The organism is Streptomyces sp. NBC_01454, from assembly GCF_036227565.1.
Lineage (GTDB): Bacteria > Actinomycetota > Actinomycetes > Streptomycetales > Streptomycetaceae > Streptomyces.
Genome location: NZ_CP109460.1, coordinates 6665893 through 6685504 on the forward strand (window position 1 = coordinate 6665893; position 19612 = coordinate 6685504).

Annotated in this window: 19 protein-coding genes and 1 tRNA gene; 11 read left to right on the forward strand and 9 right to left on the reverse strand. The window is 73.5% G+C overall.

Annotated features, from left to right (window positions below):
- The first annotated feature begins 31 nt into the window (after positions 1–31).
- From OIU81_RS29440 to OIU81_RS29465, 6 genes are all read left to right on the forward strand, one after another.
- Positions 32–1687, forward strand: coding sequence for an FAD-binding dehydrogenase (locus OIU81_RS29440; RefSeq protein ID WP_329152629.1), 1656 nt, complete (start codon positions 32–34; stop codon positions 1685–1687).
- Positions 1688–1969: 282 nt separating this feature from the next.
- The gene (locus OIU81_RS29445) at positions 1970–2959 is read left to right on the forward strand and encodes a hypothetical protein (RefSeq protein WP_443074065.1); all 990 of its coding nucleotides are present in this window, start codon (positions 1970–1972) and stop codon (positions 2957–2959) included.
- 81 nt (positions 2960–3040) lie between these two features.
- A complete protein-coding gene (locus OIU81_RS29450; protein ID WP_329152632.1) occupies positions 3041–3793 on the forward strand; it encodes a molybdopterin-dependent oxidoreductase in 753 nt (250 codons plus the stop codon).
- A complete protein-coding gene (locus OIU81_RS29455) occupies positions 3777–4514 on the forward strand; it encodes a cytochrome b/b6 domain-containing protein (protein WP_329152634.1) in 738 nt (245 codons plus the stop codon). The genes OIU81_RS29450 and OIU81_RS29455 overlap by 17 nt, the downstream gene beginning before the upstream one ends.
- Positions 4515–4601: 87 nt before the next feature.
- Positions 4602–5225, forward strand: coding sequence for a winged helix-turn-helix domain-containing protein (locus OIU81_RS29460; protein WP_329152636.1), 624 nt, complete (start codon positions 4602–4604; stop codon positions 5223–5225).
- Positions 5222–6538: an MFS transporter gene (locus tag OIU81_RS29465; protein ID WP_329152637.1), complete on the forward strand. Its 1317-nt coding sequence runs from the start codon at positions 5222–5224 to the stop codon at positions 6536–6538. The genes OIU81_RS29460 and OIU81_RS29465 overlap by 4 nt, the downstream gene beginning before the upstream one ends.
- Positions 6539–6588: 50 nt before the next feature.
- On the opposite strand, the gene OIU81_RS29470 is transcribed toward OIU81_RS29465, so the two are convergent.
- From OIU81_RS29470 to OIU81_RS29480, 3 genes are all read right to left on the reverse strand, one after another.
- Entirely contained in the window at positions 6589–7749 is a 1161-nt protein-coding gene (locus OIU81_RS29470) for a sensor histidine kinase (RefSeq protein ID WP_329152639.1), read from the reverse strand.
- Positions 7746–8549 (reverse strand): response regulator transcription factor, encoded by an 804-nt coding sequence (locus tag OIU81_RS29475; protein WP_329152641.1) that lies wholly within the window; start codon positions 8547–8549, stop codon positions 7746–7748. Before OIU81_RS29475 ends, OIU81_RS29470 begins: the two co-directional genes overlap by 4 nt.
- A 143-nt stretch (positions 8550–8692) precedes the next feature.
- Positions 8693–9091 (reverse strand): (2Fe-2S) ferredoxin domain-containing protein, encoded by a 399-nt coding sequence (locus tag OIU81_RS29480; protein WP_329152644.1) that lies wholly within the window; start codon positions 9089–9091, stop codon positions 8693–8695.
- A 468-nt stretch (positions 9092–9559) separates the two neighbouring features.
- Here OIU81_RS29480 and OIU81_RS29485 point away from each other — a divergent pair, with 468 nt between their 5' ends.
- Positions 9560–11176, forward strand: a complete 1617-nt coding sequence (locus OIU81_RS29485) for an ABC-F family ATP-binding cassette domain-containing protein (RefSeq protein WP_329152647.1) — start codon at positions 9560–9562, stop codon at positions 11174–11176.
- 67 nt (positions 11177–11243) lie between these two features.
- On the opposite strand, the gene OIU81_RS29490 is transcribed toward OIU81_RS29485, so the two are convergent.
- The 4 genes from OIU81_RS29490 to OIU81_RS29505 form a co-directional block, all read right to left on the reverse strand.
- Complete coding sequence (locus OIU81_RS29490; RefSeq protein WP_329152649.1) at positions 11244–11672, reverse strand: NUDIX hydrolase; 429 nt, start codon at positions 11670–11672, stop codon at positions 11244–11246.
- Positions 11673–11767: 95 nt separating this feature from the next.
- The gene (locus OIU81_RS29495) at positions 11768–12442 is read right to left on the reverse strand and encodes an HAD family hydrolase (RefSeq protein WP_329155448.1); all 675 of its coding nucleotides are present in this window, start codon (positions 12440–12442) and stop codon (positions 11768–11770) included.
- A 172-nt stretch (positions 12443–12614) separates the two neighbouring features.
- Positions 12615–13580, reverse strand: coding sequence for a pseudouridine synthase (locus tag OIU81_RS29500; RefSeq protein WP_329152650.1), 966 nt, complete (start codon positions 13578–13580; stop codon positions 12615–12617).
- 129 nt (positions 13581–13709) lie between these two features.
- A complete protein-coding gene (locus OIU81_RS29505) occupies positions 13710–15143 on the reverse strand; it encodes an MFS transporter (RefSeq protein WP_329152651.1) in 1434 nt (477 codons plus the stop codon).
- 160 nt (positions 15144–15303) lie between these two features.
- On the opposite strand from OIU81_RS29505, the gene OIU81_RS29510 reads away from it, so the two are divergent.
- Positions 15304–16176, forward strand: coding sequence for a helix-turn-helix transcriptional regulator (locus OIU81_RS29510; protein ID WP_329152652.1), 873 nt, complete (start codon positions 15304–15306; stop codon positions 16174–16176).
- A 75-nt stretch (positions 16177–16251) separates the two neighbouring features.
- On the opposite strand, the gene OIU81_RS29515 is transcribed toward OIU81_RS29510, so the two are convergent.
- A tRNA-Leu gene (locus OIU81_RS29515) sits at positions 16252–16336 on the reverse strand.
- A 308-nt stretch (positions 16337–16644) separates the two neighbouring features.
- Here OIU81_RS29515 and OIU81_RS29520 point away from each other — a divergent pair.
- From OIU81_RS29520 to OIU81_RS29530, 3 genes are all read left to right on the forward strand, one after another.
- Positions 16645–17970 carry a M20/M25/M40 family metallo-hydrolase gene (locus tag OIU81_RS29520; protein ID WP_329152653.1) on the forward strand — a complete coding sequence of 442 codons (1326 nt, stop codon included), beginning with the start codon at positions 16645–16647 and terminating at the stop codon, positions 17968–17970.
- A gap of 142 nt (positions 17971–18112) precedes the next feature.
- Positions 18113–18346, forward strand: a complete 234-nt coding sequence (locus tag OIU81_RS29525; protein ID WP_329152655.1) for a chaplin — start codon at positions 18113–18115, stop codon at positions 18344–18346.
- 175 nt (positions 18347–18521) lie between these two features.
- Complete coding sequence (locus OIU81_RS29530; RefSeq protein ID WP_329152657.1) at positions 18522–19316, forward strand: chaplin; 795 nt, start codon at positions 18522–18524, stop codon at positions 19314–19316.
- Positions 19317–19403: 87 nt separating this feature from the next.
- Here the strand turns inward: OIU81_RS29530 and OIU81_RS29535 are convergent, their stop codons facing one another.
- Positions 19404–19592: a DUF5703 family protein gene (locus OIU81_RS29535; RefSeq protein WP_006607658.1), complete on the reverse strand. Its 189-nt coding sequence runs from the start codon at positions 19590–19592 to the stop codon at positions 19404–19406.
- Positions 19593–19612 lie beyond the last annotated feature (20 nt).

The window sequence follows — 19612 nt, forward strand, 5'->3', positions numbered from 1 at the left end:
GCGCCGGGCGTGCCCCGTTGAGGAGAAGCAGATGGCGTACGACGCTGATGTGATCGTGATCGGAGCGGGGCTCGCGGGGCTGGCGGCCACCGCGGAACTGGTGGATGCCGGGCGCACGGTGATCCTGCTCGACCAGGAGCCCGAGCAGTCCCTCGGCGGGCAGGCCCACTGGTCCTTCGGCGGCCTCTTCCTGGTGGATTCCCCCGAACAGCGCCGGCTGCGGATCCGCGACAGCCAGGAGCTGGCCTGGCAGGACTGGCTGGGCACCGCCGGGTTCGACCGGCCCGAGGACCACTGGCCGCGCAAGTGGGCCGAGGCCTACGTCGACTTCGCGGCCGGGGAGAAGCGCTCGTGGCTGCACCGGCAGGGCGTGCGGTTCTTTCCCGTCGTCGGCTGGGCCGAGCGCGGGGGTTACGGCGCGACGGGGCACGGCAACTCCGTCCCCCGCTTCCACATCACCTGGGGCACCGGACCGGGGCTGCTCGCCCCGTTCCTGCGGCGGGTGCGGGCCGGTGCCGCCCGCGGACTGGTCGAGCTGCGCTTCCGCCACCGGGTGACCGGACTGTCGCGCAGCGCCGGGGCGGTGGACACCGTCAGCGGCGAGGTCCTGGAGCCCTCGGACGTCGCCCGCGGCCGGCCCAGCAGCCGTGAGGTGGCCGGCGCCTTCGAGCTGCGGGCCCAGGCGGTGATCGTCACGTCGGGCGGGATCGGCGGCAACCACGGGCTGGTGCGCGCCAACTGGCCCGAGCGGCTCGGCAAGCCCCCGCGCCGGATGCTCTCCGGCGTGCCGGCGCATGTGGACGGCAGGATGCTGGGCATCGCCGAGGCGGCCGGCGGCCGGATCGTCAACCGTGACCGGATGTGGCACTACACCGAGGGCATCGAGAACTGGAACCCCATCTGGCCGCAGCACGGCATCCGGATCCTGTCCGGGCCGTCCCCGCTGTGGCTGGACGCCCGCGGCAGGCGGCTGCCGGTGCCGCTGTTCCCCGGCTTCGACACCCTCGGCACCCTGGAACACATCATGTCGACCGGCTATGACCACACCTGGTTCGTGCTCACCCAGAAGATCATTGAGAAGGAGTTCACCCTCTCCGGCTCCGAGCAGAACCCGGATCTGACCGGAAAGAGCATCCGCGGGGTGCTGGGCCGGGCCCGGTCCGGCGCGCCCGGACCGGTCCAGGCGTTCATGGACCGGGGCGCGGACTTCGTCGTCGAGCGGTCGCTGACGGACCTGGTGCGGCGGATGAACGAACTGACCGTGGAGCCGCTGCTCACGGAGGAGGCGCTGCGCGGCGAGATCGTGGCGCGCGACCGGGAGATCGCCCACGCCTTCACCAAGGACCTCCAGGTGACCGCGGTGCGCGGGGCCCGCAAGTACCTCGGCGACCGGCTGATCCGCACCGCCGTGCCGCACCGGCTGCTCGACCCCAAGGCCGGCCCGCTGATCGCGGTCCGGCTGCACATCCTCACCCGCAAGACGCTCGGCGGTCTGGAGACCGATCTCTCCTCGCGGGTGATGACCGAGGGCGGCACACCGCTGCCGGGCGTGTACGCGGCCGGTGAGGCGGCCGGGTTCGGCGGTGGCGGGGTGCACGGCTACCGCTCGCTGGAGGGCACGTTCCTCGGCGGCTGCCTCTTCTCCGGGCGGACGGCGGGGCGGGCGGCGGCCCGGGCGGTCTCCTGAGCGCGGCGGACCGGGGGAGGGGCGGACGGGACGGGGCGGGCGGCAGCGGGTTCGGGTGGCTCGCGCGCCCAATACCGTGATACGTAAAGGGGGTTGGCGGATCCAGCCATTCCCCTTCTTGTCTTGACGCGCAGCTCTGCGTACCGCTTTGCTGTCCGTGATGACTGGTGCGGACCAAGTCATCACCCTCTGTAGAGGCGCGTGCAGATCCGGTCCCACCCCGCCGAGGACGGCTCGGCGCGGCGAGCGGCCGGTGCGGCGCGTCATGGAGCCCGCTGACCCGTGATCTCGATTACCCCGACCCCACCGTCCCCGTCGCCACCCGTGGCGCACACCCCCTGCCCCGACCTCCGGGCCCTCGCCCCGGCCCTGGGCGATGCCGAACTGGCCATCACCGCCGACGCGCTGGCGCTCGGCCAATGGGCCAGGGTGCGCACCCTGCTCACCGGGACCGGCACCGACTGGGACCTGCGAGGCCACCGATTAACCGTCCTGGCCACCTCTCCCGGCAGCGCCGCCTGGGCCGCCGACTGGCTGCTCGCCGAACCGGCCAGCGGCGACGCCGCCACCCTTCTGGCCCTCGCCACCGTCCGGCTCGCGCTGCGCGGCGCGAGCAGCACCGCGGCCGCCGCCCGGGCCTGTGCCACCGCCGCCGGGATGCTGCCCGACGACCCCACCCCCTGGCTCGGTGCGCTGATCCTCGCCCGCCGCTGCGGCACACCGGACGGACAGGAGCACGCCTTCCGGCAAATCCGCGCCCGCCACCGCGACCACCATCACGCACACCACCTGATGACGGCCGCACTGGCCGAACGCCGGCCGGACGGCGGCGACAGCCCGCGGCACCCGGCCCACGCCTTCGCCGCCCGCGCCGCGGAACGCGCCCCCGCCGACTCCCCGCTCGCCCTGCTGCCCGTCGTGGCGCACACCGAGCGCTACCGCGCACAGGCCGCCGCCGGCCTGGCCCCGCCCGACCCCGCGGACTCGGGCCACTGGTCCACCCCGCACGCCCACCAGGTCCTGCGGGCCGCCTTCGACTGGTGGCTGGAGTGGGAGGGCGAGGACCACCCGCGCCGCACGATCGATCTCAACTTCCTCGCCCACGCGCTGTTCCACGAGGGACGGATGGCCGAGGCCGCCGCGCTCTTCCAGCGCATCGGCCCGCACCCCACCCGCGCCCCGTGGTCGTACGCGGGCCGCGACGCCGAGGTCGCGTTCCGGGCCGCCCGCGCCACCGCGCTGCGCCGCGCCCGGGACACCGCGGCGCGGTGAGCCCGCGGCGGCTGATGACGAAAGTCTGACGCCGGGGCCCGGACGCTGGCCCCGGCGGCCGCGCGGTGTTCGAATCGGGGTATGACCAAGGACGCGAATCCGGCCCGCGCGGCGGACGGCGGCGAGGACGGGCGCGGCACCCCCGTGGGCCGCCGCGTCGTGCTCGGCATGCTCGCCGCCGGTGCCGCCGGCGTCGCCGCGGCTCCCTTCCTGCAACGCGCCTACGACGAGACGCTCGGCGCCGCCGCCCAGAAGGACCCCACCGGGCTGTCCGGTCTGCTCCCGGCCGGCGGCGGCTTCCGCTACTACTCGGTGACCGGTTCGGTACCCGACAAGGACGCCCACAGCTACCGCCTCACGGTCGACGGCCTGGTCCGCCACCGCACCAGCTACCGCCTCGACGACCTGCGCCGCATGCCGCAGACCCGGCTCGTGCGGGACGTCCAGTGCGTCACCGGCTGGCGGGTGCCCGGCACCCCCTTCGAGGGCGTCCGGCTCTCGGCGCTCCTCGACGCCGCCGGTGTCCGCCCCGAGGCCAGGGCGGTCCGCTTCACCTGCTTCGACGGCGCCTACAGCGAGTCCCTCACCCTCGCCCAGGCCCGCCGGGACGACGTCCTGGTCGCCCTGCGGATGCAGGACAAGCCGCTGGCCCACGCGCACGGCGGCCCGGTCCGCCTCTACGTCGCGCCCATGTACTTCTACAAGTCGGCGAAGTGGCTCTCCGGGATCACCGTCACCGACCATGTCGCGCCCGGATACTGGGAGAACCTCGGATATGACGTCGATGCCTGGGTCGGCCGGTCGAACGGACGTGACGATGCCCCCACCACCTGACGCGCCGTCCGCACCCGCCGCCACCCGCCCCCGGGTGCGGCGCTTCAGCCCCGCCGAACACCGGGTCCATCAGGCCACCGCCGCCCTGATGGCGGTCTGTGTGCTCACCGCGGGCTGTCTCTACCTCCCCTTCCTCGCCGAACTCGTCGGCCGCCGCGCCCTGATGGTCACCGTCCACGAGTGGTCCGGCATCCTGCTGCCGGTGCCCGTGCTGCTGGGCCTCTTCTCCCGGGCCCTGCGCGCCGACCTCACCCGGCTCAACCGCTACGGCCCGCACGACCGCCATTGGCTGCGGTCCGCCCTGCGCCGCCGCGGCGGCCGCCCGGCCGGAAAGTTCAACGCCGGCCAGAAGCTCTACGCCGCCTGGATCGCCGGCGCCGTGCTGGTGATGCTCGCCACCGGTCTGCTGATGTGGTCCACCCTCCCGCAGGCCCTCGGCCTCGTCCGGGCGGGGACACCCGTGCCCCTGGTGTGGCGCACCGGTGCCACGTTCGTCCACGACTGGCTCGCGCTCGCCGTGATCCTCGTGATCGCCGGTCATGTCGGGAAGGCGTACGGCGATCCCGAGTCGCGCCGCGGGATGCGGACGGGTTCCGTCGATGCGCGGTGGGCCCGGCGCGAGCATCCGCTGTGGCGCCCTGAGGACGGGGAGCGGGGCGGGGAAGAGGACGGCGAGCACGGCGGGGAGCGGGACGCGGAGCGGCGCGAACCCCGGTCCTGACGCGGCCACTTGCCGAGACTTCCGTGCCGAGACTTCTGTGCAGAGAACCCTGTGCAGAGAGTCCTCTGCACCCCTACGCTGACGTCCATGACCGACACCTCGGAGCCGCCGCGGCCGGCCGCATCCGGTGCGCCACCCACCCGGCAGATGGACGCCCGCAGCCTGCGCGGCCTCGCCCACCCCCTGCGCATGCGCATCCTGGAACTGCTGAGGCTCGACGGCCCGGACACCGCCACCGGGCTCGGCGGCCGCCTCGGCGAGAACACCGGCACGGTCAGCTGGCATCTGCGGCACCTCGCCGCACACGGCTTCATCGAGGAGGAGACCGACCGCGGCACCCGGCGCGAACGCTGGTGGCGGGCGGTCCGGGTCGGCAACAACCTCAACACCGCCGAGTTCCGCGACGATCCGGACACCCGCGGCGCGCTGTCCGTCTATGTGCACGAACTGGTGCAGCAGCACTTCCACCGCGTCGTCGACTACCTCACCGAGGACTGGGACGCCGCGTGGCGCCACGCCGGCACCCTCACCCAGTGGCACGACCTGCGGCTCGGCCCCGAGCAGTTGGCGGCGATGAACGCGGAGCTGGCCGAGGTCGTCGCCCGGCACCGGGCGGCGGCCCACACCGCGTCCGGGGCCGGGACGCCGGACGGGCAGCCGGTCATCGTCCAGCTGCAGTCCTTCCCGCGCAAGGAACGTGGCGCCCGATGAGCGGACTGCTGCGCCGGCACCGGGACTTCCGGCTGCTGTGGTGCGGTGAGACGGCGGGCAAATTCGGGGCGGCGGTCACCAATGTGGCGCTGCCGCTGGTGGCGGTGTCCACCCTCCACGCCTCCACCTTCGCGGTCGGGCTGCTCGGCGCCTGCGGCTGGCTGCCGTGGCTGCTCATCGGCCTGCCGGTCGGCGCATGGGTGGACCGGCTGCGGCGCCGTCCCCTGATGCTGGGCGCCGCCGGTCTCTCGCTGGTGCTCTTCGCCGCCGTCCCGCTCCTCGCCCGGTACGGCGGGCTCTCGCTCGGGCTGCTGCTCGCCGTGGCCCTGCTGGCCGGTACGTCTGCGGTGGTCTTCCAGACCGCCTACAGCGCCTATCTGCCCACGCTGCTCGCGCCGGCCGACCGGGCCGAGGGCAACGCCAAGCTGCACGGCAGCGCCTCGGCGGCACAGATCGCCGGGCAGGGGACCGGCGGCCTCCTCGCCCAACTCGCCGGTGCGGTCCACGCGTTGTCCGTCAACGCCGCCACCTTCCTGATCGCGCTGCTGTGCCTGCGGGGCATCCGGCACCGCGAGCCGCGCCCGGCGGCACGGGAGCGCGGTCTGCGGACCATGGCCGCGGAGGTCGCCGAGGGCATGCGGCTGGTCGCCGGCGATGTGTGGTTCCGTACGCTGACGCTGTTCGGCGCCGCCTCCAACCTCGCGCTCATGGGCTATCAGTCGATCGCGGCGGTCTTCCTGGTCCGCGAGGTGGGCCTGGCCCCCGGCGCGGTCGGCGGGCTGCTGGCGCTGGGCGCCTCGGGCGGCATCGCGGGGGCCTTCCTGGCGCGCCGGGCCGCCGGCCGGTTCGGCACCGCCCGCGCCCTGCTGCTGTGCGAACTCGGCCTGTCCTGCGCCGCGTTGCTCATGCCGCTCGCCGTCCACGGCGCCGGGGCACTGCTCTACGTCGCGGGCAGCTTCGGCGTCAGTGCGGGGGTGGTCGCCGGCAACGTCCTCAAGGTGAGCTTCCAGCAGCGGTACTGCCCGCCCGCCCTGCTCGGCCGGCTGATCGCCGGCAGCGCCTTCCTCACCTACGGGACGCTGCCCCTGGGGGCGCTGCTCGGCGGGACGCTCGGCTCGGTGCTCGGCGTCCGCCCGGCAATGTGGATCATGACCGCCGGAGTGCCGCTGGCCGGCCTGATCCTGCTCTTCTCACCGGTCGGCAGAGCGCGCGACCTGCCGGTACGCCCCGCCCGGGAGGAGCGGCCGGCGGCAGGTGCTTGCGGGCCGGAGCCGGACGGGCGGGCCGAGGTGACTCCGCTGCCGGGGGCCTGACGCCCCTGCCCGGGGGCCTGTTGAGGCGCGGGGCCGTCGCGGGCGGTCCCTCACCCGACCGGCTGCGGGGCCGGCGCGTCCGCGGCCGGCGGTCCGGCGGCGGGCAGTTCGACCTCGAAGCGGCAGCCCGTCCCGGCATTGCGCACCGTCGTCCGGCCCTGGTGCGCCTCCACGATGCCGCGCACGATCGCCAGCCCCAGCCCGGCGCCGCTCTCGCCGTCCGCACGGGGCGTACGCGCCGCGCCGCCGCGCCAGCCGGTGTCGAAGACCCGTCCCAGATCCTCCGCCGGGATGCCGCCGCAGCCGTCCTCCACCGCCAGCACCACCCGGCCCTGCTCGTGCCGTGCGCTGACCGCGACGGTCCCGTCGGCCGGGGTCGCGCGGATCGCGTTGACCAGCAGATTGCCCAGGACACGGGTGATCTGCTGGGCGTCCACGTGCACCGGCAGCGGCACCACCCCGCCGTCCACCAGCCGCACCCCGCTCTTCCGCGCCAGCGGCCCGGCGCCCGCGAGCGCCTCGTCCACCAGGTCGTAGACCGACACCCGCGACAGCGTCAGGGCCAGCGCCCCGGCCTGGATCCGGGAGAGTTCGAAGAGGTCGTCGACCATGGCGGCCAGCCGGTCCACCTCGATCCGCATCCGTGCGTGGTAGCGCGCGGTGTCCTCGGCGACCCCGTCCTCCAGCGCCTCGGCCATCGCCCGCAGCCCGGCGAGCGGGGTGCGCAGATCGTGCGAGATCCCGGCGATCAGCTCCCGCCGGGAGGCCTCCAGCGCCCGCTCGCGCTCCCGCGCCTCGGCGAGCCGCCCGCTGGTCTCCTCCAGCGCCCCGGACAGCGCGGCCAGTTCGGCGGTGGGCGGTTCGGCGGGCGCCACGAAGCCGCCCTCGCTGCCGACCGTACGGGCCGAACGCGCCAGCTCCCGGCTGCCCGCCGCGATCCGCCGCCCGAAGAGCAGCGCGGCCGCCAGCGACACCACACCGGAGACGGCCACCACGGCCATCACCACGCCCAGGTCGTGCCCCGACAGGAACATCGCCTGGGCGACCGCCACCGTGCCCGCCGCCATCGCGGCCACCGCCAGCGCCGCCACCGCGAACAGCGACAGCGCGACCGAGCGCCGCCGCAGGGCCCGTACCGCGGGCGCGGCGACCAGCCCGGCCACTGTCGCACCGAGCGCCGCCAGGGCCACGATGACCAGGAAATCCTTCATGACAGCAGGTCGCCTCCCAGCAACGGACCGTCCCCCTGCGGCGGCTCCTCGCGCGCGGGGTCGAAGCGGTAGCCGGCGCCCCAGACCGTCGTCACCAGCCGGGGCGCGGCCGGGTCCGCCTCGATCTTCTCGCGCAGCCGCCGCACATGCACGGTCACCGTGGACAGATCGCCGAACTCCCAGCCCCAGACCCGCTGCAGCAGTGCCTCCCGCGCGAAGACCTGCCCGGGGTGCCGCATCAGGAAGACCAGCAGATCGAACTCGCGGGTGGTGAGGGAGAGCGCGCGTCCCCCGCGGGCGGCCCGCCGGCCGGCCGGGTCCGCGCTGAGGTCCCCGGCCCGCAGCACGGCGGCGGCCGCCGCGGCCGGCGGCGCGGACTCCGCACGGCGCAGCACCGAGCCGATCCGCAGCACCAGCTCCCGCGGGCTGAACGGCTTGGTCACATAGTCGTCCGCGCCCAGCTCCAGGCCCAGGATGCGGTCCGCCTCCTCGCCCCGTGCGGTGAGCATCACCACCGGCACGGCGGGGCCGTCGGCGGACCGGCGCAGCCGTCGGCACACCTCCAGGCCGTCCAGGCCCGGCAGCATCAGATCGAGCACGACGAGATGCGGGCGGAAGTCCGCGGCCCGGTCGAGGGCGGCGAAACCGTCGGCGGCGTGCTCGGTGGTGTAACCGGCGCGGGAGAGATAGCCGGTGACGACCTCGGCGACGGTCGGATCGTCCTCGACGACCAGGACACGGCGCGGCGGCCCGGCGGCGGGGACGGGCGGCGGCGCGGAGGACGGGGTGGCGGGGTGCACGGGGTCAGCCTGCCTTTCCCGGGAGGCGGGTCATGGCCCCAGCCAACACCAGCACGGGCGGCGGCGGGCGGGCGGGGCGGCATCCGTAAGACTTCGGTTAGCGGTGGCGGCGGGCGGACGCGGCGGCCGGGCGGCCCGGCCGCTCAGCCCTCCAGCCCCTCCCGTACCCGCCGCGACACCGTGATCGCGTACAGGTCGAGGATGCCCGGCGGCTCCGCGAGGCCGGGGCCGCCGGCGCGGATCCAGGCGGCGATGTCCGCCAGCGCGTCGTCGTCGTTGACCAGTCCCAGCCAGACGGGCCGCCCGCCGGCCGCCCGCCCCGCGGCCGACGGCTGGACCACGACCACGTTCGCCTGGTCGCAGACATCCAGGCACTCCGAGGCCCGCACGGCAACCCCGGGAAGCGTGGCGCGCAACCGCGGTATCTGCCCGGCGTGGTCGACTCCCGGAATCTTGGCCGCGTCGCCGCAGCAGCAGCCGCGGCACACGGTGACCCGGCACGGGGCAGCGGTGGCCGCCCGGCCGGCACGCTTGTTGATCATCCGGCTCATGCTACGGGGGCCGCCCCGGCGCACGGTACGGGGATCCGGGGCACGGGATCGGGGCACGGGATCGGGGCACGGCGCGGGGACACGAGGCGCCGACGACTCCCGCAGGCCCCCACGGCGCGGCCCGCCCACCCCGGACGGACCGGATACCGACCCGGGAGACGGCAAGCACAAACGCAACAATAAATGCGTTTGCGTTTCGCCGCCGTCCCCCGTACTGTCGAGCTCGTTCCATTGCCGCCGATCGGAGAAGGCCGTTGCTCGTCTGAGGTCCTGAGACACCGCGCCCGTAAGAGGCGAATCCGCCCTGTGCTCCCGCATTCCGGAGCGGCGGATCATGCCCGGCGCAGCCTGTCCGTGACCTCGGCGTACCGCAACCGCGTACCCCGGCGCACCCCGCGTGTATGACGCGGTGTCTCCCCGCGCAGTCCCCGTCCTTTCCCCCGCGCTCAGGAGACCCGTATGTCCGTGCCCCCCGCCGCCGCCTCCATCGTCTGCACCGGCCTCGACTTCGCCTGGCCCGACGGCACCCCCGTCCTGGAGGACTTCCCCCTGACCGTCGGCCCCGGCCGAACCGGCCTGATCGGCCTCAACGGGGCCGGAAAGTCCACCCTGTTGAAGCTCATCGCGGGCGAGCTGACCCCGTCCGCCGGCGGCGTCAAGGTCGCCGGCGAGGTCGGCTACCTCCCGCAGCACGCCCCGCTCGACACCCATCTGCGGGTCGACGAGGTCCTCGGCATCGCCGGGGCCCGCGCCGCCCTGCACGCCATCGAGGGCGGCGACGCACGCGAGGAGCACTTCACCGCCCTCGGCGACGACTGGGACGTCGAGGAACGCGCCCGCGCCACCCTCGACCAGCTCGGGCTGCCCGGTCTCGACCTCGACCGCACCATCGGCGAGGTGTCCGGCGGCGAGTGCGTCCTGCTGCGGCTGGCGGCCCTGCTGCTGCGCCGGCCGGACGTGCTGCTGCTCGACGAACCCACCAACAACCTCGACCGGGCGGCCCGGGAGCGGCTGTACACCGCGGTCGACGGCTGGTCCAAGGTGCTCGTCGTGGTCAGCCACGACCGCGAACTCCTCCAGCTGGTCGACCGGATCGCCGACCTGCGCGACGGAGAGGTCCACTGGTACGGCGGCAACTTCCAGGCCTACGAACAGGCCCTGGCCGTCGAACAGGAGGCGGCCGAACGGATGCTGCGCGTCGCCGAGGCCGACGTCCAGCGCCAGAAACGCGAACTTTCCGACGCCCAGGTCAAGTTGGCCCGCCGGGTCCGCTACGGCAACAAGATGTCCGCCGCCAAGCGCGAGCCGAAGATCGTCATGAACGAGCGCAAGAGGGCGGCCCAGGTCTCCGCCGGCAAGCACCGCACTTTGCACACCGAACGCCTGAAGGAGGCCAGGGAACGTCTCGACGAGGCCGCCGAGGCCGTCCGGGACGACGACGAGATCCGTATCGACCTGCCGCACACCGCCGTACCCCCCGGCCGGACCGTGCTCCGCCTCGACGCCCTGCGAACCCGCTACGGCGCCCCCGCCGACCTGGAGGTCCGCGGCCCCGAACGGATCGCGCTCACCGGTCGCAACGGCTCCGGCAAGACCACCTTGCTGCGCACCGTCGCCGGCGAGATCCCGCCGGCGTCCGGCACGGCCCGGGTCGACGTTCCCCACCGCTTCCTGCCGCAGCGCCTCGATGTCCTCGACGATGCGCTGACCGTCGCCGAGAACGTCGCCTGCTTCGCCCCGGACGCCACCAACAACCACATCCGGGCCCGGCTTGCCCGCTTTCTGTTCAAGGGGTCCCGTGCCGACCAGCCGGCCGGCACGCTCTCCGGCGGCGAACGCTTCCGAGCCTCACTCGCCGCGCTGCTGCTCGCCGAACCGTCCCCGCAGCTGCTGCTGCTCGACGAGCCGACCAACAACCTCGACATCGCCTCGGTCCGCCGGCTCGTCACGGCCCTGGAGTCCTACGAGGGCGCCCTGGTCGTCGTCAGCCACGACCCGGCGTTCCTGGGGGAGATCGGCATCACGCGATGGCTGACGCTGGAGGACGGTGAACTGACCGGCACCGTACCGCTGTAAGCCCTCGGACGGTGCGGGGGGCGGCGGGTGTCCCGCCCCCCCCGCACCGATCCATCCACCACGGCGCTCAGCCCTGCCGGCGACCGGGCCACCGTTCCCGGGCAGCCGTGCCGACCAGCTCCAGAGTCGCCCCGCACTGCGAATGCAGCGGCACCGGCAGGGCGTCGGGAGTGAACCAGGCGAGCGCATCGAACTTGTGCGGTTCGCCGATCGTCACCTCGTCCGGCTCCACCCGTACGGCGAAGACCACCGCGACCCAGTGCGAGTCGACCGGATCACCGCGCAGCACATTGCGCACCCCGAGCTGCTCGATGCCGAGCGGCCGCACGCCGTACTCCTCGTGCACCTCCCGCGCCACGGCCGTCTCGAAGGACTCACCGAACTCCAGCGCCCCCGCGCCGCAGTCCCAGGTCCCCGGCTCGTCCCGGGCCCCCACACCGCGCCGGGCCAGCAACACCCGCCCACCGCCGTCATGGCACACGAAGACACAGGACACCTTGGGCCCCTCAAATCCCGTGCTTCCCACCGCAACCACGCCTCCTCTCCTCCCTCTCCTCCCTCTCCTCCCCCATCTCTCTCCCCGCTCCCGTCTCAGAAGTGCCGCAGCAGCTCACCGAACGCCGACAGCCGCAGCACCTTCTTGTCGGCCGGATCGAGGTCGCCGTGCTCCAGCACCCAGGTGTGCTGGTGGGGGATGAACACCGCATTGAGGCCGGCGGAACGGGCCGGCAGGATGTCCGACTTCGGGGAGTTCCCGATCATCCAGGTGGCGGCCGGCACCAGATCGTAGGCGCGGATCAGCTCCTCGTAGGTCGCGGTGTTCTTCTCGGCCACGATGTGCACGCCCCGGAAGTGCCCGGTCAGCCCGGACACCGTCACCTTCCGCTGCTGCTCCTCGGTGTCGCCCTTGGTCAGCAGCAGCAGCTCATGCCGCCGGGCCAGCTCGGACAGGGTCTCGGCCACCCCGGGCATCAGCTCCACCCGGTCCCCGGCGAAGGCCGCCGCCCAGCCGGAGATCCGCGCCGACTCCGCAGCCGTCGCGGCCCGCCCCCGCAGCTCCGCCACACACTGCCCGAGGCTGTGCAGGAAGACCTTGCTGCCGTAGCCGAGGGTCACCGCGTTCGCCGCCTCGATCCCGTCGAGCACGGCCCGCACCCCGGCCGGGTCGAGTCCGGGAGCGGACATCCACTCCAGGAACTCGTCGATGACCCGCTCATAGATCACGTTGTTCTCCCACAACGTGTCATCCGCATCGAAGATCAGCATCCGCAGCCAGCCCTTTCCCCATGTCACCGACCCGCGCACCCTACGCACGCACCCGGCCCGCCCGCACCGGATATTCGCTGCGAGCGGGGCGAACGGGCCCGGCCCCGGCCCCCGGCTCGCCCCCCGGACGCACACCCACCGGACCGGACCGGGCAGCGCCCCCGCCCAGACCTCACGACCGCGGCAACGCGCCGTCGTCCCCCTCCGCCCACTCCGCCCACTCCGCCAGCCGCAGCCCGCTCTCGAACCGCCGCGCCCGCCCGTCGACCGGATCGGTGAACTCCAGCACCCTGGCGAGCAGTTGCAGCGGCGCGGAGAAATCGTCCGGGGCCGGATCCCGGACCACCGGATAGACCGGATCGTGGAGGATCGGCAGCCCGAGACCGTTCATGTGCACCCGCAGCTGATGTGTACGGCCGGTGGTGGGCAGCAGCCGGTACCGCCCGAGCCCGCCGCGCCGCTCGATCAGCTCGATCCGGCTCTCCGCGTTGGCCGCACCGGCCTCCTCGCGCGCGGCGATCACCCCGCGCTCCTTCACGATCCGGCTGTGCACGGTCACCGGCAGCGCCACCCGCCCGTCGTACGGCGCCACCGCCTCGTACTCCTTGCGCACCCGCCGCCCGCTGAACAGACTCTGATACGCGCCCCGGTCCTCGGGCCGTACGACGAACAGCGCCAGCCCCGCCGTCAGCCGGTCGAGCCGGTGCGCGGGCTGCAGCGCGGGCAGCCCGAGCTCACGGCGCAGCCGGGCCAGCGCCGTCTCGGTGATGTGCCGCCCGCGCGGCGTCGTGGCCAGAAAGTGCGGTTTGTCGGCGATCACGATCCGGTCGTCCCGGTGGACGATCCCCACCTCGAACGGAACCGGCACCTCCGGCGCGAAGTCCCGGTGGAACCAGACATGGCGTCCCGGCACATACGGCTCGTCGCCACTGAGCACCCCGTCCACCCCGACGAACCGCCCCGCCGCCAGCATCGCGTCCACCCGCCCGGCCCCGATCGCCCCCTCGAACCGGTCGACGAGATGTTCCCGGACGGTGCCCCACAACCCCTCCGGATCGGCGGGCAGCCGCACCCGTACGGGATCGATGCCGTCGCGCTGGGGGAGCGGGGCAGGGGGAAGGGGGGATCTGCGTCTCACCTGGCAAGGGAACACCGAGAGGGCTGCCGGCTCAAGTCGCGGCCGGCGGCGCGGGCCGGCGGGGGAGGGGCGAACGACCGACGCCCCCGCGGCCCGGCCCGCTCCGGCCTCGATTCAGCGCAGCCGTCCTCACCGCAGCCGTCCTCCCCGCCGCGGCAGCAGCGCCGCCGCACCCACCGCCACGGCCACCAGCAGGGCGGCGGCGAGCAACAGGCTCTCCCGCATACCCGCCGTGAAGTTCCCCGCGAGGAGCGCGCCGAAGACGGCGATGCTGAGCGCTCCGCCCGTCTGGCGGGCGGTGTTGAGCAGCGCCGCCGCCGTGCCGGCCCGCTCGGCGGCGAGGCTGTCGAGCATCAGGGAGGTCAGCGCCGGCATGGCGAGGGAGCCTCCGACGCCCAGCGGGACCATCAGCAGGGCGACCGCCCACGCGGGCGTGCCGGTGCCGACGGCGAGCAGCTCGCCGCAGCCCAGCGCGCAGGTCAGCAGGCCCGGGACGACCACCGCCCGCGGGCCGAAGCGGGAGACCGCCCGCGGCGAGAGGTAGTTGAAGTACGCGGTGACCGCCGCCATCGGCACGAACATCAGCCCCGCCGACAGCGCCGACTGCCCCCGCTGCTCCTGGAAGAAGAGACCCAGCACGAACACCCCGCCGTAGAAAGCGGTGTTGAGGGCGAAGCCGGCGAGGACCGGCACGACGACGCCGCGCTGCCGGAACAGCTCCAGCGGCAGCATCGGCGCACGCCGCCGTGCCTCCACGGCCACGAAACCGGCCCCGGACACCACCGCGACCCCGGCGGCGACGGCCACGGTGCCGGTGAGCCCGCTGTGCCCGCCCTCGATCACGGCGAAGGTCAGTGCGGCCAGCGCGAGGACCGCCGTCAGCTGCCCCGGCAGGTCGAACGCGGCACGGTGGCGCGGGGAGCGCGCCGCCCGCAGCAGGATCAAGAACGCGGCGATCCCGGCCGGTGCGTTGAGGCAGAACACGGCGCGCCAGGTCCACACCGTCGTGAGCAGCCCGCCCAGAACGGGCCCCGCAGCGATGGCCACCGCGCCGCCGACGGTCCACAGCGCGATGCCCCGCGCCCGGGCCCCCGGCTCGGGGAACGCCTGCCGGATCAGCGCCAGCGAGGCAGGCACCATCACCGCCGCCGCGCTCCCCTGCACCACCCGTGCCGCCGTCAGCGCCCCGAGCGTGGGCGCCGCCCCGCAGGCCAGCGAGGCGAGGGTGAAGACGCCGAGCCCCCAGCCGTACGCGCGCCGCGCGCCGACCGCGTCCGAGAGCGCACCGGCGGAGAGCATCAGTGCCGCGAACATCAGCGTGTAGCTGTCAGCGACCCACTGGAGCCCCGCCAGCGAGCCGCCGAATGCGTGCCCGACGGCGGGCAGCGCGACATTGACGCCGGAGACATCGATCGTGATCACGAAGAAGCCGAGGACGGCGGCGGTCAACGCCGCGCCGGCGGATCCCGGCCGCTCCGCCGCACCCAGGGTCTCCGCTCTCCCGCCCCGGGCGCCGGCCCCCGCTTCCCGTTCCGCGTCCGCCACGGATCGCGTCACACCCATCGTCCTCTGCCCCTCCCTGCCCCGTCCCCACCGGATGCGGCTACGGAAGGCAGCCTGCTCGGCGTGCGCGATCTCCGGTAGACCGAGCCGTACGGGGGAGCGGCGTTCCTGGCCCTGACACGGCCCCCCTGGACGCGTCACCCTTTGCGACACTTGGCGGATGAGCGAAGGCACGGAACTGGGCCGCTTCCTCCGCGCCCGCCGCGGGCAGATCCGCCCGCGGGACGTGGGCCTGCCCGCCGGCACGGGCATCCGCCGCACTCCGGGGCTGCGCCGCGAGGAGCTGGCGACGCTCGCCGGGGTCAGCGTCGACTACTACACGCGGCTGGAGCGCGGCCGCGAGACCCGGCCCTCGCCCGCCGTCGTCGCCGCGCTCGGCGAGGTGCTCCAGCTCTCCCCCGACGCGCTGCGGCGGCTGCACGAGCTGGTGGCGCTCGCCGCGGGCCAGGCACCGGCGCCGTCCCCGGGTCCGGCGCGCGCGGTGCGGGAGTCGGTGCGCACCCTGCTGGAGACGCTGCGCCCCTCACCGGCGTACGTCGTCAGCCGCGCCAATGACCTGCTGGCCGCCAATCGGCCCGGCCTGCGGCTCCACCCCGGCATCACGGACTGGCCGCCGGAGCGCCGCAACCTCACCCGCTACATGTTCCTGCACCCCATGGGCCGCGGCCTGTACCGCGACTGGGAGGCGATGGCGGCGCACAGCGCGGCCCACCTGCGGGCGATCGCCGGCGCCGACCCGGACATGCCGGAGCTGGCCCAGCTGGTCGGCGAACTCGTGCTGAAGAGCCCGGAGTTCGCCCGACTGTGGGAGCGGTACGACGTACGGGCGCGCGGCGGCGGCCGGAAGCACTTCCAGCACCCGGAGGTGGGCTCGATGTGCCTCAGCTTCGAGGTGATGGAGATCTTCCGCACGAACGGCCAGCGCCTGGTCAGCTACCAGGCTCCGCCCGGCACCCCCGACCACGACGCGATGCTGCTGCTCGACATGGCCAGCCCCAGGGAGGCGGCGCCCGCCGAGGGGGCCGAGCGGTAGCCGCCCGGACGTGCGGAAACAGTTCAGCGGGCGGTGACCGTACGGTCACCGCCCGCTGAACTGTGTGCTTCGCTGTGTCCGAGGGGGGACTTGAACCCCCACGCCCGATAAAGGGCACTAGCACCTCAAGCTAGCGCGTCTGCCATTCCGCCACCCGGACAAGGTGTCTGCCGGTGCGGCCTGGGCCGTTCCGACGTGGAAAACAATAGCAAACCTTCGCGGGTGGTCGATCACCCGCACCAGGCGCCCCATGCGCGGCTGTGACCAGGGCATGTCGGGAGTATGGCGCCCTTGGGCACAGGCGGTGGCGGGTGGAGGATGGCGGTGGACCCCGCCGCGGGCCGTGCTCCCCGGGGGCGCGAGACGCGGCCGTGAACCCAGAGGAGGCAGTGTGAGCGAGCACCGCGAGCGAACCGTGGAAAGGTGCGAGCCCCGCGCATGCAAGGCCGAGCGAAGCGAGGTTGCGGCATGAGCGAGTCGCAGTCGGGCCGTACGGTCACCGGCGAGGACGAGGTCGTCGACCTGTGCCGGGACCTGATCAGGATCGACACCAGCAACTACGGCGACCACTCGGGCCCGGGGGAGCGGGCCGCCGCCGAGTACGTCGCGGAGAAGCTCGCCGAGGTCGGCCTGGAGCCGCAGATCTTCGAGTCCCACAAGGGCCGTGCCTCGACCGTCGCCCGTATCGAGGGCGAGGACCGCTCGCGGCCCGCGCTGCTCATCCACGGGCACACCGACGTCGTGCCGGCCAACGCCGAGGACTGGACCCACCACCCCTTCTCCGGCGAGATCGCCGACGGGTGCGTCTGGGGCCGCGGCGCGGTCGACATGAAGGACATGGACGCGATGACGCTGGCCGTCGTCCGTGACCGGCTGCGCACCGGGCGCAAGCCCCCGCGCGACATCGTGCTGGCGTTCCTCGCCGACGAGGAGGCGGGCGGCACCTACGGCGCGCGCTATCTCGTCGATCACCACCCGCACCTCTTCGAGGGCGTCACGGAGGCGATCAGCGAGGTCGGCGGCTTCTCCTTCACCGTCAACGAGAAGGTGCGGCTCTACCTCATCGAGACGGCCCAGAAGGGCATGCACTGGATGAAGCTGACCGTGGACGGCAACGCCGGCCACGGATCGATGATCCACAAGGACAACGCCATCACCGAACTGTCCGAGGCGGTCGGCCGGTTGGGCCGCCACGAGTTCCCGGTGCGGGTGACCAAAACGCTGCGGTCCTTCCTCGACCAGCTCGGGGACGCGCTGGGCACCGAGCTCGACCCCGAGAACATGGACGCCACGCTGGCCAAGCTCGGCGGGATCGCCAAGCTGATCGGCGCCTCGCTCAAGAACACCGCCAACCCGACCCAGCTGGGCGCCGGCTACAAGGTCAACGTCATCCCGGGCCAGGCCACCGCGCACGTCGACGGCCGGTTCCTGCCGGGCCATGAGGAGGAGTTCCTGGCCGACCTGGACCGGATCCTGGGCCCGCGGGTCAAGCGTGAGGACGTGCACGCCGACAAGGCGCTGGAGACCACCTTCGACGGCGCGCTGGTCGACGCGATGCAGTCGGCGCTGCAGGCCGAGGACCCGATCGCCCGGGCCGTGCCGTACATGCTCTCCGCCGGTACGGACGCCAAGTCCTTCGACGATCTCGGGATCCGCGGATTCGGTTTCGCCCCGCTGAAACTTCCGCCGGAGCTGGACTTCGCAGGAATGTTCCACGGGGTGGACGAGCGGGTGCCGGTGGACGGACTGAAGTTCGGGGTGAGGGTGCTCGATCGGTTCATCGACCAGAGCTGAATTCGGCCCGAATTTCCTGCCTTTACGCCGAGTTCGCTGAAACGAGTGAACACCCCGATGTGTTCGTAGCTTCAACGGTCTTTTCTTCGTTGCAGTGAGTGCGGTCCGCGGCTGGGATCGTACTTGCCTACAAGGAGGAATAATGATCAAGAAGGTCGCCGCTGCTGCGGCACTGGCCGGTGGTGTCGTACTCGCCGGTGCGGGTCTGGCCGTTGCGGACTCGGGTGCCCAGGGTGCGTCACTGAACTCCCCCGGTGTGGTGTCCGGCAACACGGTCCAGGTACCGGTGCACGTTCCGGTGAACGCCTGCGGCAACACGGTCTCCGTGGTCGGCCTGATGAACCCCTCCTTCGGCGAGAACTGCGTCAACAAGTGACTTTCCGACGTCCTTTGGCGTTGTACTTGCACCCGTAAGGGTCCGACTCGGTCCAGCTGCGGAAGGCGAATTCTGCATTCCGGAGCCGCTGAGGATATTTAGGCGGACGGGTGGATTTTCTCGAGGATCGTCACCCGTCCGCATTCCTGTAAGGCACTAGGCAGGGGAACTACCTATGAGACAGGTCGCACGAAAGGGCCTGATCACCGCGGCGGCCGCCAGTGGCGTACTCGCCCTGGCCGCCGGCTATGCACACGCCGACGCGGGAGCCGCCGGAGGCGCGGCCAACTCGCCCGGTGTGGGATCCGGCAACAACGTCCAGGTTCCGGTCCATGTACCGGTGAACGCCTGCGGTAACACCGTCAATGTCGTCGGGCTGCTCAACCCCGCGTTCGGCAACCGCTGCGCCAACGGCGGCGGTGGCGCATTCCACGGCGGCCGCCACCACGGTGGTGGCGGCGGTGCGGGCGCGGCAGGCCAGGCGTCGAACTCGCCGGGCGTCGTGTCGGGCAACAATGTCCAGGCCCCGGTCGACGTTCCGGTGAACGCCTGCGGCAACCAGGTCTCGGGGGGCGGGCTGCTGAACCCCGCCTTCGGCAACCACTGCGCCAACGAGACGCCGACCCGCCCGGGTGTGCCGCAGCACCCCGGCAGGCCCCACCACCCGGGCAAGCCGGAGCACCCGGGGACGCCGCACCACCCGGGCAAGCCCCACCACCCGGGCAAGCCGGAGCACCCGGGGACGCCGCACCACCCGGGCACGCCGGGCCAGCACACCCCGCACACGCCGGGTACCCACCCGCAGACCGGGGGGCACACCCCGCACGTGACGCCGGCCAAGCCCGCCAAGCCCGTCGGGCAGCTCGCGCACACCGGCGCGGGCTCGATCGGGTACGCGGTGCCGGCCAGTGCCGGGCTGCTGCTCGGGGGCGCCGTGCTCTACCGCAGGGCGCGTGCCGCGCGCCGGTGACCGGCCGCGGATAGCGCACCAGGCGCACGACGGAGCGGGCCCCGCCTCGGCGGGGCCCGCTCTGCTGTCCTCAGCCGCCGGAGACGGTCACCACGTGGCGCGCAGCTGCCGGATGATCCGGCGGCGCAGCCTCACCTTGCGGCTCCCGTCGGGATTCAGACGCAGGCGGTCCAACTCCCAGTGTCCGTACTCGGCATGGTCGGTCAGCAGGCGTGTGGCAGCCTTCCGGGAGACGCCCCGGGGCACATACACATCGCAGAATTCGTATTCCGGCATCGCATCTATTGTGCGGGACC

Coding starts and splice junctions, on each gene's coding strand:
- OIU81_RS29440 (WP_329152629.1), top strand. CDS start 32: ATGGCGTACGACGCTGATGTGATCGTGATCGGAGCGGGGCTCGCGGGG.
- OIU81_RS29450 (WP_329152632.1), top strand. CDS start 3,041: ATGACCAAGGACGCGAATCCGGCCCGCGCGGCGGACGGCGGCGAGGAC.
- OIU81_RS29455 (WP_329152634.1), top strand. CDS start 3,777: ATGCCCCCACCACCTGACGCGCCGTCCGCACCCGCCGCCACCCGCCCC.
- OIU81_RS29460 (WP_329152636.1), top strand. CDS start 4,602: ATGACCGACACCTCGGAGCCGCCGCGGCCGGCCGCATCCGGTGCGCCA.
- OIU81_RS29465 (WP_329152637.1), top strand. CDS start 5,222: ATGAGCGGACTGCTGCGCCGGCACCGGGACTTCCGGCTGCTGTGGTGC.
- OIU81_RS29470 (WP_329152639.1), bottom strand. CDS start 7,749: ATGAAGGATTTCCTGGTCATCGTGGCCCTGGCGGCGCTCGGTGCGACA.
- OIU81_RS29480 (WP_329152644.1), bottom strand. CDS start 9,091: ATGATCAACAAGCGTGCCGGCCGGGCGGCCACCGCTGCCCCGTGCCGG.
- OIU81_RS29485 (WP_329152647.1), top strand. CDS start 9,560: ATGTCCGTGCCCCCCGCCGCCGCCTCCATCGTCTGCACCGGCCTCGAC.
- OIU81_RS29495 (WP_329155448.1), bottom strand. CDS start 12,442: ATGCTGATCTTCGATGCGGATGACACGTTGTGGGAGAACAACGTGATC.
- OIU81_RS29505 (WP_329152651.1), bottom strand. CDS start 15,143: ATGGGTGTGACGCGATCCGTGGCGGACGCGGAACGGGAAGCGGGGGCC.
- OIU81_RS29510 (WP_329152652.1), top strand. CDS start 15,304: ATGAGCGAAGGCACGGAACTGGGCCGCTTCCTCCGCGCCCGCCGCGGG.
- OIU81_RS29520 (WP_329152653.1), top strand. CDS start 16,645: ATGAGCGAGTCGCAGTCGGGCCGTACGGTCACCGGCGAGGACGAGGTC.
- OIU81_RS29525 (WP_329152655.1), top strand. CDS start 18,113: ATGATCAAGAAGGTCGCCGCTGCTGCGGCACTGGCCGGTGGTGTCGTA.
- OIU81_RS29530 (WP_329152657.1), top strand. CDS start 18,522: ATGAGACAGGTCGCACGAAAGGGCCTGATCACCGCGGCGGCCGCCAGT.
- OIU81_RS29535 (WP_006607658.1), bottom strand. CDS start 19,592: ATGCCGGAATACGAATTCTGCGATGTGTATGTGCCCCGGGGCGTCTCC.